Source organism: Marinobacter sp. DS40M6 (assembly GCF_028581595.1).
Lineage (GTDB): Bacteria > Pseudomonadota > Gammaproteobacteria > Pseudomonadales > Oleiphilaceae > Marinobacter > Marinobacter salarius.
In genome coordinates this window covers 245,480-263,672 of the sequence record NZ_JAFCAE010000003.1, presented here as the reverse complement: position 1 = coordinate 263,672, position 18,193 = coordinate 245,480, and the positions used below count along the sequence as shown (strand labels likewise).

Below are 18,193 nucleotides of genomic sequence, written 5' to 3'. Positions count from 1 at the left end.
AGCGAATGCGAAACGCCGGTTACCGGGCCCGTCCCGGATTAAAGCCGGCGTTTTGTTTTTTATTATCAGCTTGCCAATCCGGACACTTCATTGTTTGTTACGCCACAACCACTGACCACTGACGGCGCCATCGGGGCGGGGCGGGTCGCGCTTGCCTTTGAATACGATGGCCGGGGCTTCCACGGCTGGCAATATCAGAAATCAGGCGTGCGGTCGGTTCAGGGAGAACTGACCCAGGCAGTTTCAAAGGTTGCTGACCATCCTGTTGAACTCGTATGCGCGGGCCGCACAGATGCGGGCGTGCACGCCAGTTACCAGATTGCCCATTTCGAGACGCCCTCGGTGCGTAATCCCCGGTCCTGGGTCATGGGAATCAACACTTCATTGCCGCAGGATGTTGCGGTTCATTGGGCCGGTAATGGGGTGGATGACTTCCACGCCCGTTTTTCCGCGACGTATCGCCGGTACCGTTATGTGATCTATAACCATGCGGTAAGGCCGGGCATCCTTCATGGCCAGGTTAGCTGGACGTTTCGCTCCCTGGATGCAGCGCTGATGCATCAGGCTGCCCAGTTTCTTTGCGGTGAGCACGACTTCTCCTCATTTCGTGCGGCTGGCTGCCAGTCGAGGTCACCCATTCGGTTTCTTGAAGCCATCGAGGTAACCCGAAAAGGGAACTTCGTCGTAATAGATGTGCAGGCAAATGCGTTCCTGCATCATATGGTTCGCAATATCGCCGGTGCACTGATGTCGGTGGGTACAGGGAAGCAGCGGCCGGCCTGGATTCGTGAGATACTTGAGGCCAGAGATCGGACTGTTGCAGGCGTAACGGCACCGCCCCATGGACTGTATCTGGTGGATGTAGGGTATCCGGAAGGGTTCTCTATCCCGGCAGCTCAGTGCGGGCCAGCGTTCGTCGCACCCTGGTTTGAGGCTGATGAAAACCGACCACGCAGCCCGACTCACATACACCGAAAACAGCGATAGACGGCTTATGAGAACCCGGGTCAAGATCTGTGGTATCACCCGAAAGCAGGACGTTATTGCCGCTGCCAACGCTGGAGCGGATGCCCTGGGCTTTGTATTCTACGAGCCCAGCCCAAGGTATGTGACACCTGATGCCGCCAGGGAGCTGGTGGATGCGGTTCCTCCCTTTGTAGCGGCAACGGGGCTGTTTGTTAACCCCGAAGCGTCATACGTCCGGGAGGTGCTGTCACAGGTGCCGCTGGGGCTTCTCCAGTTTCATGGCGATGAATCTCCGGAATTTTGCAACAGTTTCGGTGTTCGCTGGATCAAAGCCGTGCGGGTGCGCGAAACTGATGATATCGAACATGCCTTTGAGCATTACCGTAACGCCAGCGGCCTGCTGGTGGACGCATGGGACCCGAAGAAATACGGCGGTACCGGACAGTCCTTTAACTGGTCATTGATACCGTCCACGCGCCCATTGCCTCTCATATTGGCCGGCGGCCTGGCTTCTGATAATGTATCCCGCGCTGTTGCGCAGGTGCGCCCCTGGGCCGTCGATGTCAGTGGTGGTGTGGAAAGCAGCAAAGGCATCAAAGACGACGAAAAGATCACTGATTTTATAAACGAGGTTCACCGTGTCGATGAAACTGACTGAAGAAATGCTCAAGGCGCTTCCGGATGCACGGGGTCACTTTGGTGCTTACGGCGGAAGATTTGTCTCCGAAACCCTGTTTGATTCGCTGATGACCCTGGAGCGTGAGTACAAAAGACTAAAGGACGATCCGGAGTTCCAGGCGGAGTTTGATCGGGATCTGGCGCATTATGTTGGCCGGCCCAGCCCGCTGTACTTTGCTGAAAGACTGAGCCGGGAAACCGGTGGTGCACAAATCTGGCTGAAGCGTGAAGATCTTAACCACACGGGCGCGCACAAGGTAAATAACACCATCGGTCAGGCACTGCTCGCGAGTTTCCTGGGTAAAAAACGGGTCATTGCGGAAACGGGTGCCGGGCAGCATGGCGTTGCTACAGCGACCGTGTGCGCGCGCCTGGGCCTTGAGTGCCACGTGTTCATGGGCGCCGAGGATGTAAAGCGACAGTCCCTGAACGTTTACCGGATGAAACTGCTTGGCGCTGAGGTTCACTCCGTTCAGAGCGGAACGCGCACACTCAAGGACGCCATGAACGACGCGATGCGTGACTGGGTGGCGAACGTTGACGACACCTTCTACATCATTGGTACGGTTGCCGGGCCTCACCCTTATCCACTGCTGGTGCGTGATTTCCAGTCAGTCATCGGGCGAGAAACCCGCGAACAGTCCCTGGCCCAGGCGGGTAAACTGCCGGATGCGCTGGTGGCCTGTGTCGGTGGTGGTTCCAACGCCATCGGCATGTTCTATCCGTTCCTGACCGACGAGAGTGTGGAGATGTACGGTGTGGAAGCCGGTGGCCTGGGTATTGAGACCGGAAAACATGCGGCGCCGCTGAGCGCGGGACGTCCGGGTGTGCTTCACGGTAACCGGACGTACCTGATGGAAGACGAGAATGGCCAGATCGCGGGCACCCATTCGGTCAGTGCCGGCCTTGATTACCCGGGCGTCGGGCCTGAGCACAGCTGGCTCAAGGACATTGGCCGGGCCCACTACGTGTCGGTGACCGATGATGAAGCTCTGGATGGCTTCCGGAAGCTGACACGGGTGGAGGGTATTATGCCCGCGCTTGAGACCGCCCATGCGGTGGCCTACGCTATCAAGCTGGCCGCTACGATGGATAAGGACCAGATGGTGGTGATCAACGTCTCCGGTCGCGGTGACAAGGACATACACACCATCGCTCAACTGGATGGCATAGAAGTTTAAGCAGTTGCCCGGTATCTGACGGCAGGTCGCCGGGCTGGTACGGACTGCAGTGCAGGAATAATCACAGGAGCAGGCATGAGTCGAATCGAAGGGGTGCTGAAAGCCCTGAAAGGGCAGGGTCGCAAGGCGCTGATTCCGTACATTACCGCTGGCGATCCACATCCGGATCTGACCGTTGACCTGATGCACACTTTGGTGTCGGCGGGTGCTGATATCATCGAACTGGGCGTACCGTTCTCCGACCCAATGGCGGACGGCCCGGTGATTCAACAGGCGTGTGAGAGAGCGTTGGTGCACGGGACGTCATTGCGTCAGGTGCTGGGAATGGTGAAAACGTTCCGTGAGAAAGACAATGCCACACCGGTCGTGCTGATGGGTTACCTCAACCCGATGGAGGCCATGGGTCAGGAGAAATTCGCTGACGCGGCTGTTGATGCCGGGGTTGACGGTATCCTGACGGTGGATTTGCCGCCGGAAGAGGCGGACGAAGTGGCGCCATTGTTCACGGCCCGGAACCTTGATGCGATTTTTCTGTTGGCACCAACCACGACGGACGACCGAATTCGTGCAATCAGTGAGCACAGTTCGGGCTATGTGTACTATGTTTCATTCAAGGGTGTTACGGGCGCCGGTAAGATCGATGTGGATGAAGTGGCCTCGAAGGTGTCCCATATTCACGAACTGACCGCGCTTCCGGTGGGTGTTGGATTTGGTATTCGTGACGCTGCAACAGCGGCAGCGGTCGGTCGGGTATCCGATGGTGTAATTGTCGGCAGTGTACTGGTCGATACAATAGCCCGAAATCAGGCGGATCCTGATCAGCTCAAACGGGCATTGTCGGATCTGCTCCACCCGATGCGAGAAGCACTGGACAGCCTGGCTTCGTGACAGTCGGGTTCCCGCAGGCATCAAAGGACAGGATGAGATCATGAGTAACTGGCTGGACAAGATCATGCCGAGCAAGATCCGCTCGGAATCCAAACAACGGACCGGTGTTCCTGAAGGTCTGTGGAAGAAATGTCCCAAGTGCGGGGCGTTTTTGTACAAGCCGGAGCTGGATAAGAATCTGGACGTGTGCCCCAAGTGCCAGCATCACCTGAGGATAACTGCCCGCCGTCGTCTGGATGTTTTCCTGGACGCCGACGGCCGCCAGGAGATCGCGGCTGATCTGGAACCTTGGGACCGCCTGAAGTTCAAGGACAGCAAGCGTTACAAGGATCGCCTGAGCCAGAACCAGAAAGCCACTGGTGAGAAAGATGCCTTGGTTGCCATGCGTGGCTCCTGCCTGGATATTCCGCTGGTTGCGGTGGCCTTTGAATTCAACTTCCTTGGCGGCTCCATGGGGCAGGTCGTGGGTGAAAAGTTCGTTCAGGCGGCCAATGTGTGCCTGGAAGAGCGGATTCCATTGGTGTGTTTCTCTGCCAGCGGTGGCGCACGGATGCAGGAGGCAATCCTGTCGCTGATGCAGATGTCCAAGACGGCCGCCGTGCTTGAGCGCATGAAGCAGGAGGGCATTCCCTATATCTCGGTCATGACCGACCCGGTATTCGGTGGCGTTTCCGCAAGTCTTGCCATGCTGGGCGATCTGAACATTGCGGAACCTTATGCGCTGATCGGTTTCGCCGGTCCTCGTGTTATCGAGCAAACTGTTCGTGAAAAGCTGCCCGAAGGTTTCCAGCGCAGCGAGTTCCTGCTGGAGCATGGCGCCATCGACATGATTCTTCATCGGCATCAGATGCGTGAGCGCATTGCTGCCTTGTTGGCCAAGTTTACCGATCTGGATAAGCCGGCCACGGAAGCGCCCATCGAGTTCGAAGTGTCGGAGCGACCGGAAACCGATGCCCCCGCAGAATAGCCCTGTCGCCCGGGGCAATGCTGTCCCGGGCGATAAAGCCACGCTTGACCAGTGGCTTGGTTACCTCGAATCGATCCACCCTTCTGAAATCGACCTTGGCCTCGACCGAGTGCTGCTGGTGTTGCGACGCCTGTTTCGCCGCAATCCGGCCGGGCGAATCATCACCATCGCAGGTACCAATGGAAAAGGCAGTGCGGTAGCGGCACTTGAGAAGCTGTTAATGGCATCGGGGCGGTCCACCGGGGCCTATACCTCTCCCCACCTCCAGAACTATAACGAGCGGGTAAGGATCAACGGGGCGGATGTTAGCGATGACCAGTTGGTCCGTGCGTTTTCCCGGGTAGAGGAAGCTCGCCGTGATACCACGCTAACGTATTTCGAGTTTGGAACCCTCGCTGCTTTTGTACTGTTCCAGGAAGCGGGTGTCGAGGACTGGGTTCTTGAAGTTGGGCTGGGCGGGCGCCTGGATGCGGTCAACGTTCTGGATCCGGATCTGGCCATTATTACCTCCGTTGATATCGATCACGTTGCCTTTCTCGGAGACAACCGTGAGGTCATCGGTTTTGAGAAAGCGGGCATCCTTCGCCCCGGCATACCCGCTGTCTACGCCGATATCGATCCACCTGAGTCGGTATTGCAGCAGGCGGCCGCCCAGAAGGTCCAGCTGGAAAGGCCTGGAGAGACGTATCAATTGGTGCCTTGCGACCCAGGCATAGCACCAGCTGGCAGTCTTTGGCTGGAGCAGCCTCGCTACGGCGACCGGGTATTGCTGCCAGACAACGGGCTTCCCGTCCACAGTCTGGCGGCAGCAGTCGTTGCTGGCAGACAGTTGGCGCCGGAATTGGCGCCCAGTGCCATTGAGCAGGTTATCGCCCGGCTGACGTTGCCGGGTCGCTATGAAGTCTTGCAGCAGCAACCTCGGGTGGTGGTTGATGTCGGCCATAATCCCCACGCCGCCAACTGGCTGGCGGCTCGAATCGGGCGGCGGGAGCCCGGGGCCGGTCGTGTTATTGCTGTCTACGCCGCCCTCGAAGACAAGGATGTGGAAGGGGTAGCGGGCGCAATGGCTCCGGTAGTCGACGAGTGGCACCTGGCTGGTCTGGACGTTCATCGTGGGTTGTCCGGTTCTGAGCTGGTTGACCGAATAGGTGGTCTGCTTCGGCTGCCTGCAGCCACAGTTTCCGTCTCGGTCTCAGCGGCCGTGGAGGAAGCTCTGGGTGGCGCCGGTCCGGAGGATATGGTGGTGATATTCGGCTCCTTCTCCACGGTAGCGCAGGCCAGGGTGTCCCTGGGGAGAACGGCGCCTTAAATATCCTTCATTCCGTCGTCGAAGCTTTGAGTTCTCAGCATTGGGCGGTTAGTATCGGGCACAGAAAGTCGTCAATGATGGCGGGGCAGGAACAAACAGGGGACAACCTAACGTGGACGGACTGAAACAAAGAATCATCGGGGCTCTCGTGCTGGTGTCACTTGCCGTAATCTTTGTGCCGATGATGTTCGATGAACCACATTCCGAGCGCGAATCCACCACAATCAAGATCCCGGAAGAACCGCCGTTCCCCGAAGTGGATGCACCCGAGCCAGAACTTTCCGATGCCCCGGCGTACCGGCTTGAGGAAAGCGATGCGGCTGGCGAGCCGGACTCGGCCCCCCAGCCGTCAAACGACCAACCAACACCCGATACCGACATGGCGGGTACAGAGCCTCAACCTGTCGCCAATGCCGTCGAAGAACCTCAGAATCCTCCAGAGCCAGCGCCATCTGAAGAGCCGTCGTCATCGGCCAACACCGGCTCCGCTGATCCGGCCACTGAGACGGATTCAGCGGAGTATACCCGCTCGCTGGAAGGCGCGTGGGTTGTCCAGTTGGGCAGTTTTGGCAGTGGTGATAACGCCAGGCGGTTGCGTGACAAGGTTCGTGACAAGGGTTACAACTCCCACCTGCAGCAGGTGACACGCGGTGACACCGAGCTGACCCGTGTCTTTAGTGGTCCTTTCGCGGAAAAGGCGGAAGCTGAAAGAGCAAAACAGGCGCTCGACAAAGCCTTTGGTCTCAACAGCCTGGTGACCTCCGGCGACAAATAACCCGGGCTTCTCCGGTCACTTATGCGCACAGGGCGGTTTGGTCGGGTGACGTTTCCTGATAGAATTCGCGCTTCCTTATTTTCACCGGGTTTTCCATGGATGCGCTGATCTGGATCGACTGGGTCATCATTGCCCTGATAACTGTTTCCACCCTAATCAGCCTGAAGCGTGGCTTTGTGAAAGAGGCGCTCTCGCTGATCACGTGGGTGGGGGCGTTTATCCTTGCCCGGACATTCCACCCCCAGATGCAATCTCTCCTCGAGAGCACCGTTGAAACGCCGCTTGTGCGGCTTGTCGCTGCCTTCGCGATCCTGTTCTTTGGTACCCTTATTGTTGGTGCCATAATCAATAACATGATTGGCCATCTGGTCAGGGCGACCGGGCTTTCCGCCACTGACAGAGTGCTCGGTATGGGATTCGGCCTGTTACGGGGCGTTGTGGTGGTGATTGTCGGGATTGCACTTACCCGCTATACGCCGCTGGCACAAGACACCTGGTGGCGTACGTCCATCATGATAGACCGTCTGGCCGTGGTGGAAGATTGGTCAAGAAGAACCCTCGGAGACGAATTTGCCCGCTTTCTCGGGCCGGCAGGCGGGGAAATGGATAACCCCTCCGGTTCTCAGCAGGAAGATAACGTGGAACCCGCTTCCGCGTCCCGCTAACATTCAGTATTAACGCTTCGGAGATTACCGTATCCATGTGTGGCATTGTCGGCATAGTCAGTACTTCCAACGTGAATCAGACGCTTTACGATGCGCTGACCGTATTACAACACCGGGGCCAGGATGCGGCGGGAATTGTTACCTTTCAGGATGAGCGTTTTTACCTGCGCAAGGACAACGGGCTGGTGCGGGACGTGTTTCGTACCCGTCACATGCGCCGCCTGGTGGGTAATGTTGGTATTGGCCATGTTCGGTATCCCACGGCGGGCAGTTCAAGCTCGGCGGAAGCGCAGCCGTTTTACGTCAACAGCCCCTACGGCATTACCCTGGCCCATAACGGCAACCTGACCAACGCCGACGACCTTAGCCGTGATCTGTTTCGCACCGATCTCCGCCACATCAACACCAACTCTGATTCCGAAGTCCTGTTGAACGTGTTTGCCCATGAGCTTCAGAAACTGGGCAAACTCGACCCGACCAAGGAAGAAATTTTTGCGGCTGTTCGGGCCGTGCACAAACGCTGCCGCGGCGCCTATGCGGTCATAGCCATGATCACCGGATATGGCATCGTCGGTTTCCGAGACCCCAACGGCATTCGCCCGGCCTGTTATGGCGTGCGCAAGACCGAAGAGGGTGAGGAGTACATGATTGCCTCCGAGAGCGTGGCGCTGAGTGCCGCGGGCTTCAAACTGGTGCGGGACATCGCGCCGGGTGAGGCGGTGTACATTGAAACCGATGGCACGCTTTATACCCAGCAGTGCGCTGAGGAAGCCCACCTTTACCCCTGTATATTCGAGCACGTGTATTTTGCGCGGCCAGATTCCATTATCGACAAGGTATCGGTCTACAAGGCGCGGCTGCGGATGGGGGAAACTCTGGCGGAGAAGGTGCTGCGGGAGCGTCCGGACCATGATATCGATGTGGTGATGCCGATACCGGATACCAGTCGCACCTCTGCGATGCAGATGGCGCATCGGCTGGGGGTGAAGTTCCGTGAAGGCTTTATCAAGAATCGCTATATCGGCCGTACCTTTATCATGCCGGGCCAGAAGATGCGGAAGAAGTCCGTGCGCCAGAAGCTGAACCCGATCGATCTCGAGTTCCGGGGCAAGAACGTCATGCTGGTGGACGATTCCATTGTGCGGGGAACCACCTGCAAGGAAATCGTGCAGATGGCCAGAGATGCCGGTGCCCGTAAGGTTTACTTCGCGTCAGCAGCGCCCCCGGTTCGTTACCCCAATGTCTACGGCATTGATATGCCGTCGGTGAACGAGTTGATCGCCCACGACCGAAGTGTTCAGGAGATTGGCGAGCTCATCGGCGCGGACTGGTTGCTGTACCAGGATCTGGATGATCTCATTACCTGTGTGAATGACGTTAATCCGGAGATCGAGGGGTGGGAGTGTTCCGTCTTTACCGGCAATTACGTTACTGGTGATGTGGACGCAGCCTATCTCAATAAACTGGAGGCGGCCCGCAATGACGAGAACATGTCCCAAGCCAGTGCCGGGGATTCCTCCGATAACGGCATTATTGATCTGTATAACGACGAAGACTGACCCAGCATGGCCATAAACAGGAGTTTGTCATGACCTATCGCCGCGAAGAACATGTTCTGATCCCCGAGTCGGATCTTGAGGGCATGTCGGTGGACACTCTCGCGGTCCGTGCCGGTCAGATTCGCACCGGCCAACTGGAGCATAGCGACGCAATTTTCCCAACGTCGAGCTTCGTTTATGGCAGTGCCGCACAGGCAGCGGCCCGGTTTGGTGGTGAGGAGCCGGGCAATATCTATTCCCGTTTTACCAATCCCACGGTACAGGCGTTTGAATCCCGTATTGCGGCGATGGAAGGCGGTGAGCGTGCTGTAGCGACGTCGTCCGGCATGGCGGCCATCCTGGCGACCTGCATGGCGCTGCTGAAAGCGGGTGACCACGTGATTTGCTCGCGGGGCGTGTTTGGCACCACCAATGTGCTTTTTCAGAAGTACCTGGCGAAGTTTGGTGTGGACACCACCTTTGTGGGCCTGACGGATATGTCGCAATGGCAGGCTGCGGTGCGCCCTGAAACCCGGATGCTGTTCATCGAAACGCCAACGAACCCGTTGTGCGAAGTCGCCGACATGGAGGCACTGTCCGGGTTGGCCCGGGCGAATGACGCCTTGTTCGTCGTGGACAACTGTTTCTGTACACCCGTGCTGCAGCGCCCATTTGAGCATGGCGCCGATGTTATCATTCACTCTGCCACCAAGTATCTGGATGGCCAGGGCCGATGTGTCGGTGGTGTCGTTATTGGTCCCAACACACTGATGGAGGAGGTCTACGGCTTCCTTCGTTCTGCCGGTCCCACCCTGAGCCCATTCAACGCGTGGGTTTTCCTCAAGGGTCTGGAAACCTTACCAATCCGTATGCGCGCCCATTGTGACAATGCGTTAGAGTTGGCGACATGGCTTGAAGGGCAGGGCGCGGTGGATCATGTATTCTATGCCGGTTTGCCCGATCATCCACAGCATGAATTGGCGAAGCGTCAGCAAAGCGGGTTTGGTGGAGTCCTTTCCTTTACCGTGAAAGGTGGCCGGGAGGAGGCCTGGGCGTTCATCGATGCGACGCGAATGATCTCCATTACCGCCAATCTTGGTGACGTCAAAACCACGATTACCCATCCGGCCACAACCACGCACGGTCGCCTGTCTCCGGAAGACAAGGTTCAGGCGGGTATTACCGAAAATCTGGTACGGATCTCGGTGGGTATCGAAGCTGTTGAGGACCTCAAAACCGATCTGCAACGCGGGTTTGAGGCTCTTGAAAATTACCGTCAGGGAACTGTCTGAGCATTCATGGCTGAGAGCGTAAAAGCGAAAAAATCCGGTGAGTTGACCGAAAAACAGGAGCGGTTCCGTCGCTTCCTGGCCCAGGGGGCCAGGGAAGGAGCGGTGATCGCCCTGATCGCACTGTGCATTTATCTGGGAATGGCGCTGGTTACCTTCAGCCCTTCGGATCCTGGTTGGGCCAGCATTGGCCACGATACCAGTGTGCAGAATTACGCAGGCCGAACGGGCGCCTGGTTGGCCAGTCTACTACGTGACTTTTTCGGCCATGTCGCCTTTCTGTTTCCCGTAATGATCGCCGGCTATGCGTTGATGTTGATTCGCCGCCGGAACGATCCTATCGACATGCACATGCCGCTGTTTCTGCTACGTTTTGGCGGTTTCCTGTTGATCTTGCTGTCGGCGACAAGCCTACTGTCGCTCTATTCTGTGTTCGGTCTTGGGGTAACGTCGGGCGGTGTGCTGGGCTCCGCGGTGTCTGAGGCCATGGTGCGCTTCTTTAACCTGCCGGCCACGACGCTGCTGCTCATTGCGATTTTCCTGTTTGCACTGACGGTCAGTACGGGGATGTCCTGGTTCTGGCTGATGGATCAGGTTGGCAATCTGACGCTCCGTATCGGTAATGCCATCAAAAACCTTTTCTCCTCTTCCGACAAGGAAAAGCCCAAACCGGCAGCAAAAGCCCCGGCTGCACCCGAACCCGCGAAGAAACCAGCGGAGCCGCCCACGGTGCGGGACAGGGTGGCAACCCAGAAAACCCCGGCGGCAGGCAACTCCTGGTGGCGGCGCCTGTTGGGCCTGGGTCCGCGTGCTGAAAAGGTCAAGGCACCTGCATCACGCCCAGAGCGAAAAGAACCGGGCCTGGAAGGCGTACTGCCAGTTGATGATGCCGAACCCGCTCGGCTGGAAAGCTTCAGCTCCCAGGATGACACGACACCGGTGGCCAAACCGTCGCCAAAGGGGAATTCCAAGCCGCCCGGGAAATCCCTGAAGATATCCCCGTTCAAGCGGGATGATCAGTCCGCCGGCAGCACCAATGGCGCCAAGAGCAAACAGGCGTCGTTGCTGGAAGATATTGAAAGCACCATTCCGCCCATAACCCTGCTGGACCCACCGGAGGAGCACAAGGAAAGGGGCTATTCCGAGGAGTCGCTTCAACACATGTCGCGGTTGCTGGAAGAAAAGCTCGCGGATTTCGGCGTTTCCGTGGAAGTGGTCGAGGTTAACCCCGGGCCGGTTATTACCCGGTTTGAGATTAAACCCGCGCCAGGCGTCAAGGTCAGCAAGATTTCCAACCTGGCGAAGGATCTTGCCCGTTCCCTGGCGGTCCTCAGTGTTCGCGTGGTTGAGGTGATTCCGGGCAAGTCCGTGGTGGGTATCGAGATACCGAACGAAGAGCGGGAAATGGTCCGGCTCAGTGAGGTGTTGAACGCCCGGGTGTTCCAGGACTCATCGTCTGCCTTGACCCTGGCGTTGGGTAACGACATCGGCGGTAACCCGATGGTGGCCAATCTGGCGAAGATGCCGCACCTGCTGGTGGCCGGCACAACCGGTTCCGGCAAGTCGGTGGGCGTCAACGCCATGATACTGAGCATGCTGTTGAAAGCCACTCCCGAAGAAGTTCGTTTCATCATGGTCGACCCCAAGATGCTTGAATTGAGCATCTATGATGGTATTCCGCATCTGTTGGCGCCGGTGGTCACCGATATGAAAGACGCGGCCAACGCGCTGCGTTGGTGTGTAGCGGAAATGGAGCGCCGGTATCGGCTGTTGGCGAGCCTGGGTGTACGCAACCTGGCCGGCTACAACCGCAAGGTTAAGGATGCAGCCGCCGCGGGTGAGCCACTGCTGGACCCAACGTGGAAGCCGGATGAGTACCTGGCGGATGACGAGCAGGAACGCCCGGAACTGGAAACCCTTCCGTTCATCGTGGTGGTCATTGACGAATTTGCCGACATGATGATGATCGTTGGCAAGAAGGTCGAGGAGCTCATTGCGCGGATCGCCCAGAAAGCCCGTGCCGCCGGCATTCATCTGATCCTGGCTACGCAACGGCCGTCTGTGGACGTTATCACGGGCCTGATCAAGGCCAACATTCCGACGCGGATGTCCTTCCAGGTATCGTCCAAGATCGATTCCCGCACGGTACTGGACCAGGGTGGGGCGGAACAGTTGTTGGGGCATGGTGACATGCTCTACCTGCCCCCGGGCTCTGGACTGCCGGTACGGGTGCATGGTGCCTTCGTAGACGACGACGAAGTTCACCGGGTTGTCAGCGCCTGGAAAGCACGTGGAGAGCCCGTTTATGTGGACGATGTACTGAACGGGGCCGAAGGCGAGAACCTGCCTGGCGTGCCTAACCTGAGTGAAGGCGGCGGTGACAGTGAGGGGGATGCTCTGTTCGACGAGGCAGTAGCCTTTGTTACTGAGGGCAGGCGGGTGTCAATTTCATCCGTACAACGTAAATTCAAGATCGGCTATAACCGGGCCGCGAACCTGGTCGACGCCATGGAAGCATCCGGTGTGGTCAGCGCAGCCGGGCATAATGGCGCCCGTGAAGTTCTGGCACCACCGCCACCGAGAGATTAGGAGTAGCGATTCATGAGAGTTTCAGCAAAAGCCCTTTGGTTGGTCACCGCGTTTTCGGCCCTGATATCGGTGATCACGCCGGCCATGGCGGAAGATACCAGTGCAAAGGCCGCAGCGGATCTGTCTGCGCTGCTCAAGAATTACGAATCCTTCCAGTCTGATTTTATTCAGATCGTGGTTAACGAAAACGGCAATCGCGTTCAGGAGAGCCGTGGTTCCCTGAAGGCCAAGCGTCCTGGGTTGTTCTACTGGGAAACTCGTGAACCCCATTCACAGTTCGTCGTCAGTGATGGTGAAACCGTGGAAGTCTACGATCCGGACCTGGAACAGGTCACCATCCACAGCCTGGACGAGCGTGTACAGACAACACCAGCGCTTCTTTTGAGTGGTGAGGTTGATAACCTCAATGAGACCTATCGCGTGTCCTCCCGCTCTCCTGGGGAGAATATCCGTGAGTTCACCCTGGAACCGCGAAGCGAGGATTCCCTGTTCGTATCCCTGAGGCTGACCTTCCATAACGGTGAGCTGCAGGAAATGCGCATGCAGGATTCACTGGCGCAGCTCAGCGTTCTCAGTTTCGAGGACATTCGCCTGAACGCCCCGGTGGAGGACAATGCGTTTACCCTGAATTACCCTGACAGCGTGGATGTGATCCGGGACGGGGCCTGATGCAGGATAGCCTGTTCGCGGAACAGCAGGGTTTCCGCCCGCTGGCTGCGCGAATGCGCCCGGCGAGCCTTGATGAATACGTCGGCCAGGCACACCTGGTGGGCGAGGGCAAGCCGCTCCGCAGGGCGGTTGAGCAGGGACAGCTCCACTCCATGATCCTGTGGGGCCCTCCGGGTGTCGGTAAGACCACCTTCGCCCGCCTGCTGGCCAACCTCAGTGATCTCAGCTTTGAGACCGTTTCGGCCGTTCTCAGCGGTGTAAAGGATATCCGTCTCATTGTTGAGCGGGCGAAAGACCGCAAGCGCAGCGAAGGGCGCGACACCCTGCTGTTTGTCGATGAAGTTCACCGTTTCAATAAAAGCCAGCAGGATGCGTTTCTTCCTCACATTGAAGACGGTACTTTCATCTTTGTCGGTGCCACCACCGAGAACCCTTCCTTTGAACTGAACAGTGCGTTGCTCTCCCGTACCCGCGTCTACGTACTGAAGAACCTTGAAGAAACCGACATTCTGGAACTGCTTGGGCGGTCACTGTCTTCACCAGAGGGGCTGGCAGGGCGATTCACCGTGGAAAAGAGCGTCCTGGAGCTAATGGCAACCGCATCGGGCGGCGATGGCAGGCGTGCGCTGAATATTCTGGAAGTGGCAACGGATCTTGCAGAGCCTGATGAAGACGGTGCCGCCAGAATTACCTCCGATCATCTGGAACAGGTGCTGCAAACCAGCCTGAGGCGGTTCGATAAAGGCGGCGATGTCTTCTACGACCAGATATCGGCACTTCACAAGTCTGTGCGGGGCTCCGACCCCGATGGCTCCCTGTACTGGCTATGTCGCATGCTGGATGGCGGTTGTGATCCGTTGTATGTGGCCCGGCGTCTGGCGCGAATTGCCAGCGAGGACATAGGCAATGCCGACCCGAGGGCGCTGCAGATTGCCATGGACGCCTGGGAGGCCCAGGAGCGACTGGGTTCCCCCGAGGGCGAACTGGCGCTCGCTCAGGCAGTTACCTATCTTGCCCTTTCGCCCAAGAGTAACGCGGTCTATTCCGCCTTTAACCAGTGTATGGCCGATATCCGCAATGACCCGGACTATGAGGTGCCCGTTCACCTGCGCAACGCCCCCACCAAACTGTTGAAGTCCATGGGGCACGGTGACGAATACCGTTATGCCCATGACGAGCCGGAAGCATTCGCCGCCGGAGAATCCTATCTCCCCGAGGCCATTCACCAGCGCCGTTACTATGAGCCAGTCCATCGGGGCCTGGAAATCAAACTCGCCGAAAAGCGTGGCCGGCTCGACGACTGGAACCGCAACAGCGACCGCAAACGTTACCCGCAACGCTGAAATCCGCCAGCCGCTTTCGCCCGCTGTGGTCATAGCCGGCCGCGCAGGTATAATGCCCAGTCAATCGTGAACAACAGAAACAGGATAATCATGCTCGATCCCAAACGTGTCCGCACCCAGACTGAAGAGATCGCCCGTCGCCTTGCTATCAAGGGGTACACCTTTGACAAAGCCACATTCGATCAGCTCGAGGAGCGCCGTCGCGCGATCCAGGTGAAAACGGAAACTCTGCAGGGCGAGCAGAACCGCCGGTCCAAATCCATTGGCAAGGCCAAGGCGGCCGGTGAAGACATACAGCCATTACTGGACGAAGTGGAAGACCTGAAGAAACAGAAGTCAGAAGCGGAAGACGAGTTGCGGGTGTTACAGGAGGAATTGAACGACTTCCTCGCCAGCATACCGAACCTGCCCGACGACACCGTGCCGGCCGGAGAAAGCGAAGACGATAACGTTGAGGTGCGTCGCTGGGGCACCCCCAAACACTTTGATTTTGAACCAAAGGACCACGTTGCCCTGGGCGAAGCCCTTGGTGGCCTGGACTTCGAGACCGCCACTCGTCTGGCTCATTCCCGTTTTGCTGTGATGCGCGGCCCGGTTGCCCGCCTGCATCGGGCGCTTGCCCAGTTCATGATCAACCTCCACACAGACGAGCATGCGTATACGGAAGCCTACGTGCCGTACCTGGTCAACGCAGACACGCTCTTTGGGACGGGCCAGCTTCCCAAGTTTGAGGAAGACCTTTTCCGCATGGACGGGGAGAAGCCTCTTTACCTGATTCCCACGGCGGAGGTTCCGGCCACCAACCTGGTTAGCAACACCATTCTTGATGCAGCAGAACTGCCCCTGAAGCTGGTCTGCCACACTCCCTGTTTCCGTAGTGAAGCCGGCTCTTACGGCCGTGATACCCGCGGTATGATCCGCCAGCACCAGTTTGACAAGGTGGAGCTGGTGCAGGTCGTTCGCCCGGAGGACTCCGAAGCGGCGCTCGAGGCGCTGACCGGGCACGCCGAAAAGGTACTGCAGCTCCTCGAACTACCGTACCGGTTGGTTGACCTCTGTGGCGGCGACATGGGGTTTGCGGCCGCCCGTACTTATGACATCGAAGTCTGGTTACCGGGCCAGGACAAATATCGCGAAATATCTTCCTGTTCCAACGCCAGGGATTTTCAGGCACGGCGCATGCATGCACGCTGGCGTAACCCGGAAACCAATAAGCCGGAGCCCGTTCATACCTTGAACGGATCCGGGCTTGCCGTTGGCCGCGCACTGATTGCGGTGATGGAGAATTATCAACAGGAAGACGGCAGCATCCTGGTTCCCGAGGTCCTGAAACCGTATATGGGAGGCGTAGACAGAATACAATGAGTGACAGACTCGACGATGCACCATGGAAGGGCGTTGGTGCAAAGCCTGCACCAGTTCGGTACCACAAGAATCCGGTAACGGAAAATCCGAATAGCTCCGAAGGGGAGGTTGCACTCGTGGGTGCCGGCCCCGGTGATCCGGAGTTACTGACATTGAAGGCGTGGCGCCTGATCCAGTCAGCGGAAGTGGTGTTGTACGACCGCCTGGTGTCGCCGGAAATCCTGTCACTTATTCCTGAATCCGCCGAGCGTATTCATGTGGGCAAGCAGCGTGCTAACCACACCTTGCCCCAGGATCAGATCAACAGCCGCCTGGTGGAACTCGCCCGCAAGGGACGCAAAGTGGTACGGCTCAAGGGTGGTGATCCCTTTATTTTTGGCCGTGGCGGCGAGGAGATTGAAACCCTCGCGGCGGCCGGTGTGCGCTTCCAGGTGGTGCCCGGCATTACCGCTGCTTCCGGATGCGCCGCCTACGCCGGCATTCCGCTTACGCACCGGGACCACGCCCAGTCAGTTCGGTTTGTCACCGGCCACCTGAAGAATGACACCTGCGACCTGCCTTGGAAGGATTTCGTCCAGAACAACCAGACCCTGGTGTTCTACATGGGCCTGGTCGGGCTACCGATTATCTGCCAGCAACTGGTTGCCCACGGTATGTCTCCGGAGATGCCGGTGGCGCTCGTTTCAAGAGGGACAACGCCCCACCAGCAGGTTGTGACCGGGGACCTGACAAACATCGTGGAAAGGGTGGAGAGGAATGCGGTGCCCGCCCCCACATTGGTCATCATCGGCAACGTGGTGACCTTGAGAAGCAGGCTAGACTGGATCGGGGGCTGAAATCAGCCCCGACGCTTCGGCAGAACGTCCTTCAGTTTCTCCCGCATGTCACGCAGGGCTTTTTCAGTGGTCTCCCAGTCAATACAGGCGTCCGTCACGGACACACCGTATTTAAGATCGGCCAGGTTTTCAGGAATCGACTGATTGCCCCAATTCAGGTTGCTTTCCACCATCAAACCCTGGATGGACTGGTTGCCCTCAACGATCTGATGGGTGATGTCCTGCAATACCAGAGGCTGTATGGCCGGGTCCTTGCTGGAATTGGCGTGGCTGCAGTCAACCATGATCGACTGACGGAGTTTGGATTTCTCCAGCGCCTGTTCACACAGGGCAACGTTGACTGAGTCATAGTTGGGTTTGCCACCGCCGCCACGCAGAACCACGTGGCCGTAATTGTTACCCCGGGTACGGATGACCGCGACCTTGCCTTGCTGGTCAATGCCGAGGAAGCTGTGAGGGTGAGAGACCGACTTCATGGCATTAACTGCAACGTCCAGGCTGCCATCGGTACCGTTCTTGAAGCCAATGGCCATGGACAGGCCACTGCTCATTTCCCGGTGAGTCTGAGATTCTGTGGTGCGCGCGCCAATAGCGGACCAGGAGATTGTATCCTGCAGGTATTGCGGGGAGATAGGATCCAGTGCTTCTGTCGCCGTGGGCAGTCCCAACTCGGAGATATCCAGGAGCAGACGACGGCCGATGTGCAGGCCCTGTTCAATGTCGAAGGTGTCGTTGAGGTGGGGGTCGTTAATCAACCCTTTCCAGCCAACGGTGGTGCGAGGCTTCTCGAAATACACCCGCATGACGATCAGCAGGGTATCGCTGACTTCTTCTGCCAGCTTCTTCAGCCTGGCGGCGTATTCCCGGGCAGCTTCGACATCATGAATGGAGCAGGGGCCCACCACCACAAACAGGCGATGGTCCTTGCCGTCCATGATGTCATAGATGGCCTGGCGGCCTTTTTCCACGGTTTCCGCGGCCTTGCCGGAAAGCGGCATCTCCTGCTTGAGCGCTTCAGGGGTAATCAAAGGTTCCTGACTCGCCACATTCAGATTCTCTAGTTTGGTGCCCGACATTCTGTTGTTATCCCCGTCGCATAAAACATGACTGGCCGGCGCTTAGTTGCGGTAAACCC

General features: G+C 57.9%; 15 protein-coding genes and 1 pseudogene. 15 read left to right on the top strand and 1 reads right to left on the bottom strand.

The features are described 5' to 3' along the window. Positions 1–90 precede the first annotated feature (90 nt). The 15 genes and pseudogenes from truA to cobA all read left to right on the top strand — a co-directional run. Positions 91–987, top strand: coding sequence for a tRNA pseudouridine(38-40) synthase TruA (gene truA, locus JJO78_RS08910; RefSeq protein ID WP_273623388.1), 897 nt, complete (start codon positions 91–93; stop codon positions 985–987). Positions 988–994: 7 nt separating this feature from the next. Continuing rightward, positions 995–1,624 carry a phosphoribosylanthranilate isomerase gene (locus tag JJO78_RS08905; RefSeq protein WP_252971506.1) on the top strand — a complete coding sequence of 210 codons (630 nt, stop codon included), beginning with the start codon at positions 995–997 and terminating at the stop codon, positions 1,622–1,624. Beyond that, a complete protein-coding gene (gene trpB, locus JJO78_RS08900; protein ID WP_197061310.1) occupies positions 1,617–2,825 on the top strand; it encodes a tryptophan synthase subunit beta in 1,209 nt (402 codons plus the stop codon). Before JJO78_RS08905 ends, trpB begins: the two co-directional genes overlap by 8 nt. A 75-nt stretch (positions 2,826–2,900) precedes the next feature. Continuing rightward, positions 2,901–3,713 carry a tryptophan synthase subunit alpha gene (gene trpA, locus JJO78_RS08895; protein ID WP_036205493.1) on the top strand — a complete coding sequence of 271 codons (813 nt, stop codon included), beginning with the start codon at positions 2,901–2,903 and terminating at the stop codon, positions 3,711–3,713. Between the two features lie 40 nt (positions 3,714–3,753). Further along, positions 3,754–4,680 (top strand): acetyl-CoA carboxylase, carboxyltransferase subunit beta, encoded by a 927-nt coding sequence (accD, locus tag JJO78_RS08890; RefSeq protein WP_041333302.1) that lies wholly within the window; start codon positions 3,754–3,756, stop codon positions 4,678–4,680. Then, on the top strand, positions 4,664–5,989 hold the full coding sequence (folC, locus tag JJO78_RS08885) for a bifunctional tetrahydrofolate synthase/dihydrofolate synthase (RefSeq protein WP_273623385.1): 1,326 nt from the start codon (positions 4,664–4,666) through the stop codon (positions 5,987–5,989). Before accD ends, folC begins: the two co-directional genes overlap by 17 nt. A 112-nt stretch (positions 5,990–6,101) precedes the next feature. Then, a complete protein-coding gene (locus JJO78_RS08880) occupies positions 6,102–6,764 on the top strand; it encodes an SPOR domain-containing protein (RefSeq protein WP_126812548.1) in 663 nt (220 codons plus the stop codon). 95 nt (positions 6,765–6,859) lie between these two features. Further along, complete coding sequence (locus tag JJO78_RS08875; RefSeq protein ID WP_036205497.1) at positions 6,860–7,429, top strand: CvpA family protein; 570 nt, start codon at positions 6,860–6,862, stop codon at positions 7,427–7,429. A gap of 35 nt (positions 7,430–7,464) precedes the next feature. Next, the gene (gene purF, locus JJO78_RS08870; protein WP_075195240.1) at positions 7,465–8,988 is read left to right on the top strand and encodes an amidophosphoribosyltransferase; all 1,524 of its coding nucleotides are present in this window, start codon (positions 7,465–7,467) and stop codon (positions 8,986–8,988) included. Between the two features lie 29 nt (positions 8,989–9,017). Continuing rightward, the gene (locus tag JJO78_RS08865) at positions 9,018–10,259 is read left to right on the top strand and encodes an O-succinylhomoserine sulfhydrylase (protein WP_036205500.1); all 1,242 of its coding nucleotides are present in this window, start codon (positions 9,018–9,020) and stop codon (positions 10,257–10,259) included. 6 nt (positions 10,260–10,265) lie between these two features. Next, complete coding sequence (locus tag JJO78_RS08860; RefSeq protein ID WP_085680550.1) at positions 10,266–12,845, top strand: DNA translocase FtsK; 2,580 nt, start codon at positions 10,266–10,268, stop codon at positions 12,843–12,845. 12 nt (positions 12,846–12,857) lie between these two features. Continuing rightward, positions 12,858–13,514: an outer membrane lipoprotein chaperone LolA gene (lolA, locus tag JJO78_RS08855; RefSeq protein ID WP_273623384.1), complete on the top strand. Its 657-nt coding sequence runs from the start codon at positions 12,858–12,860 to the stop codon at positions 13,512–13,514. Next, a complete protein-coding gene (locus tag JJO78_RS08850) occupies positions 13,514–14,857 on the top strand; it encodes a replication-associated recombination protein A (RefSeq protein WP_273623383.1) in 1,344 nt (447 codons plus the stop codon). Before lolA ends, JJO78_RS08850 begins: the two co-directional genes overlap by 1 nt. Positions 14,858–14,947: 90 nt before the next feature. Continuing rightward, on the top strand, positions 14,948–16,222 hold the full coding sequence (serS, locus tag JJO78_RS08845; protein WP_041333307.1) for a serine--tRNA ligase: 1,275 nt from the start codon (positions 14,948–14,950) through the stop codon (positions 16,220–16,222). Positions 16,223–16,236: 14 nt separating this feature from the next. After that, a pseudogene (gene cobA / locus JJO78_RS08840) lies at positions 16,237–17,058 on the top strand (uroporphyrinogen-III C-methyltransferase); the annotation flags it as partial. A gap of 2 nt (positions 17,059–17,060) precedes the next feature. On the opposite strand, the gene JJO78_RS08835 reads toward cobA, so the two are convergent. After that, positions 17,061–18,134 (bottom strand): 3-deoxy-7-phosphoheptulonate synthase, encoded by a 1,074-nt coding sequence (locus tag JJO78_RS08835; RefSeq protein WP_036205509.1) that lies wholly within the window; start codon positions 18,132–18,134, stop codon positions 17,061–17,063. Positions 18,135–18,193 lie beyond the last annotated feature (59 nt).

What these genes read in the sequence shown, in the direction of transcription:
- JJO78_RS08905 (WP_252971506.1), top strand. Translation starts at nt 995, where the DNA reads ATGAGAACCCGGGTCAAGATCTGTGGTATCACCCGAAAGCAGGACGTT.
- trpA (WP_036205493.1), top strand. Translation starts at nt 2,901, where the DNA reads ATGAGTCGAATCGAAGGGGTGCTGAAAGCCCTGAAAGGGCAGGGTCGC.
- accD (WP_041333302.1), top strand. Translation starts at nt 3,754, where the DNA reads ATGAGTAACTGGCTGGACAAGATCATGCCGAGCAAGATCCGCTCGGAA.
- folC (WP_273623385.1), top strand. Translation starts at nt 4,664, where the DNA reads ATGCCCCCGCAGAATAGCCCTGTCGCCCGGGGCAATGCTGTCCCGGGC.
- JJO78_RS08875 (WP_036205497.1), top strand. Translation starts at nt 6,860, where the DNA reads ATGGATGCGCTGATCTGGATCGACTGGGTCATCATTGCCCTGATAACT.
- purF (WP_075195240.1), top strand. Translation starts at nt 7,465, where the DNA reads ATGTGTGGCATTGTCGGCATAGTCAGTACTTCCAACGTGAATCAGACG.
- JJO78_RS08865 (WP_036205500.1), top strand. Translation starts at nt 9,018, where the DNA reads ATGACCTATCGCCGCGAAGAACATGTTCTGATCCCCGAGTCGGATCTT.
- JJO78_RS08860 (WP_085680550.1), top strand. Translation starts at nt 10,266, where the DNA reads ATGGCTGAGAGCGTAAAAGCGAAAAAATCCGGTGAGTTGACCGAAAAA.
- lolA (WP_273623384.1), top strand. Translation starts at nt 12,858, where the DNA reads ATGAGAGTTTCAGCAAAAGCCCTTTGGTTGGTCACCGCGTTTTCGGCC.
- JJO78_RS08850 (WP_273623383.1), top strand. Translation starts at nt 13,514, where the DNA reads ATGCAGGATAGCCTGTTCGCGGAACAGCAGGGTTTCCGCCCGCTGGCT.
- serS (WP_041333307.1), top strand. Translation starts at nt 14,948, where the DNA reads ATGCTCGATCCCAAACGTGTCCGCACCCAGACTGAAGAGATCGCCCGT.
- JJO78_RS08835 (WP_036205509.1), bottom strand. Translation starts at nt 18,134, where the DNA reads ATGTCGGGCACCAAACTAGAGAATCTGAATGTGGCGAGTCAGGAACCT.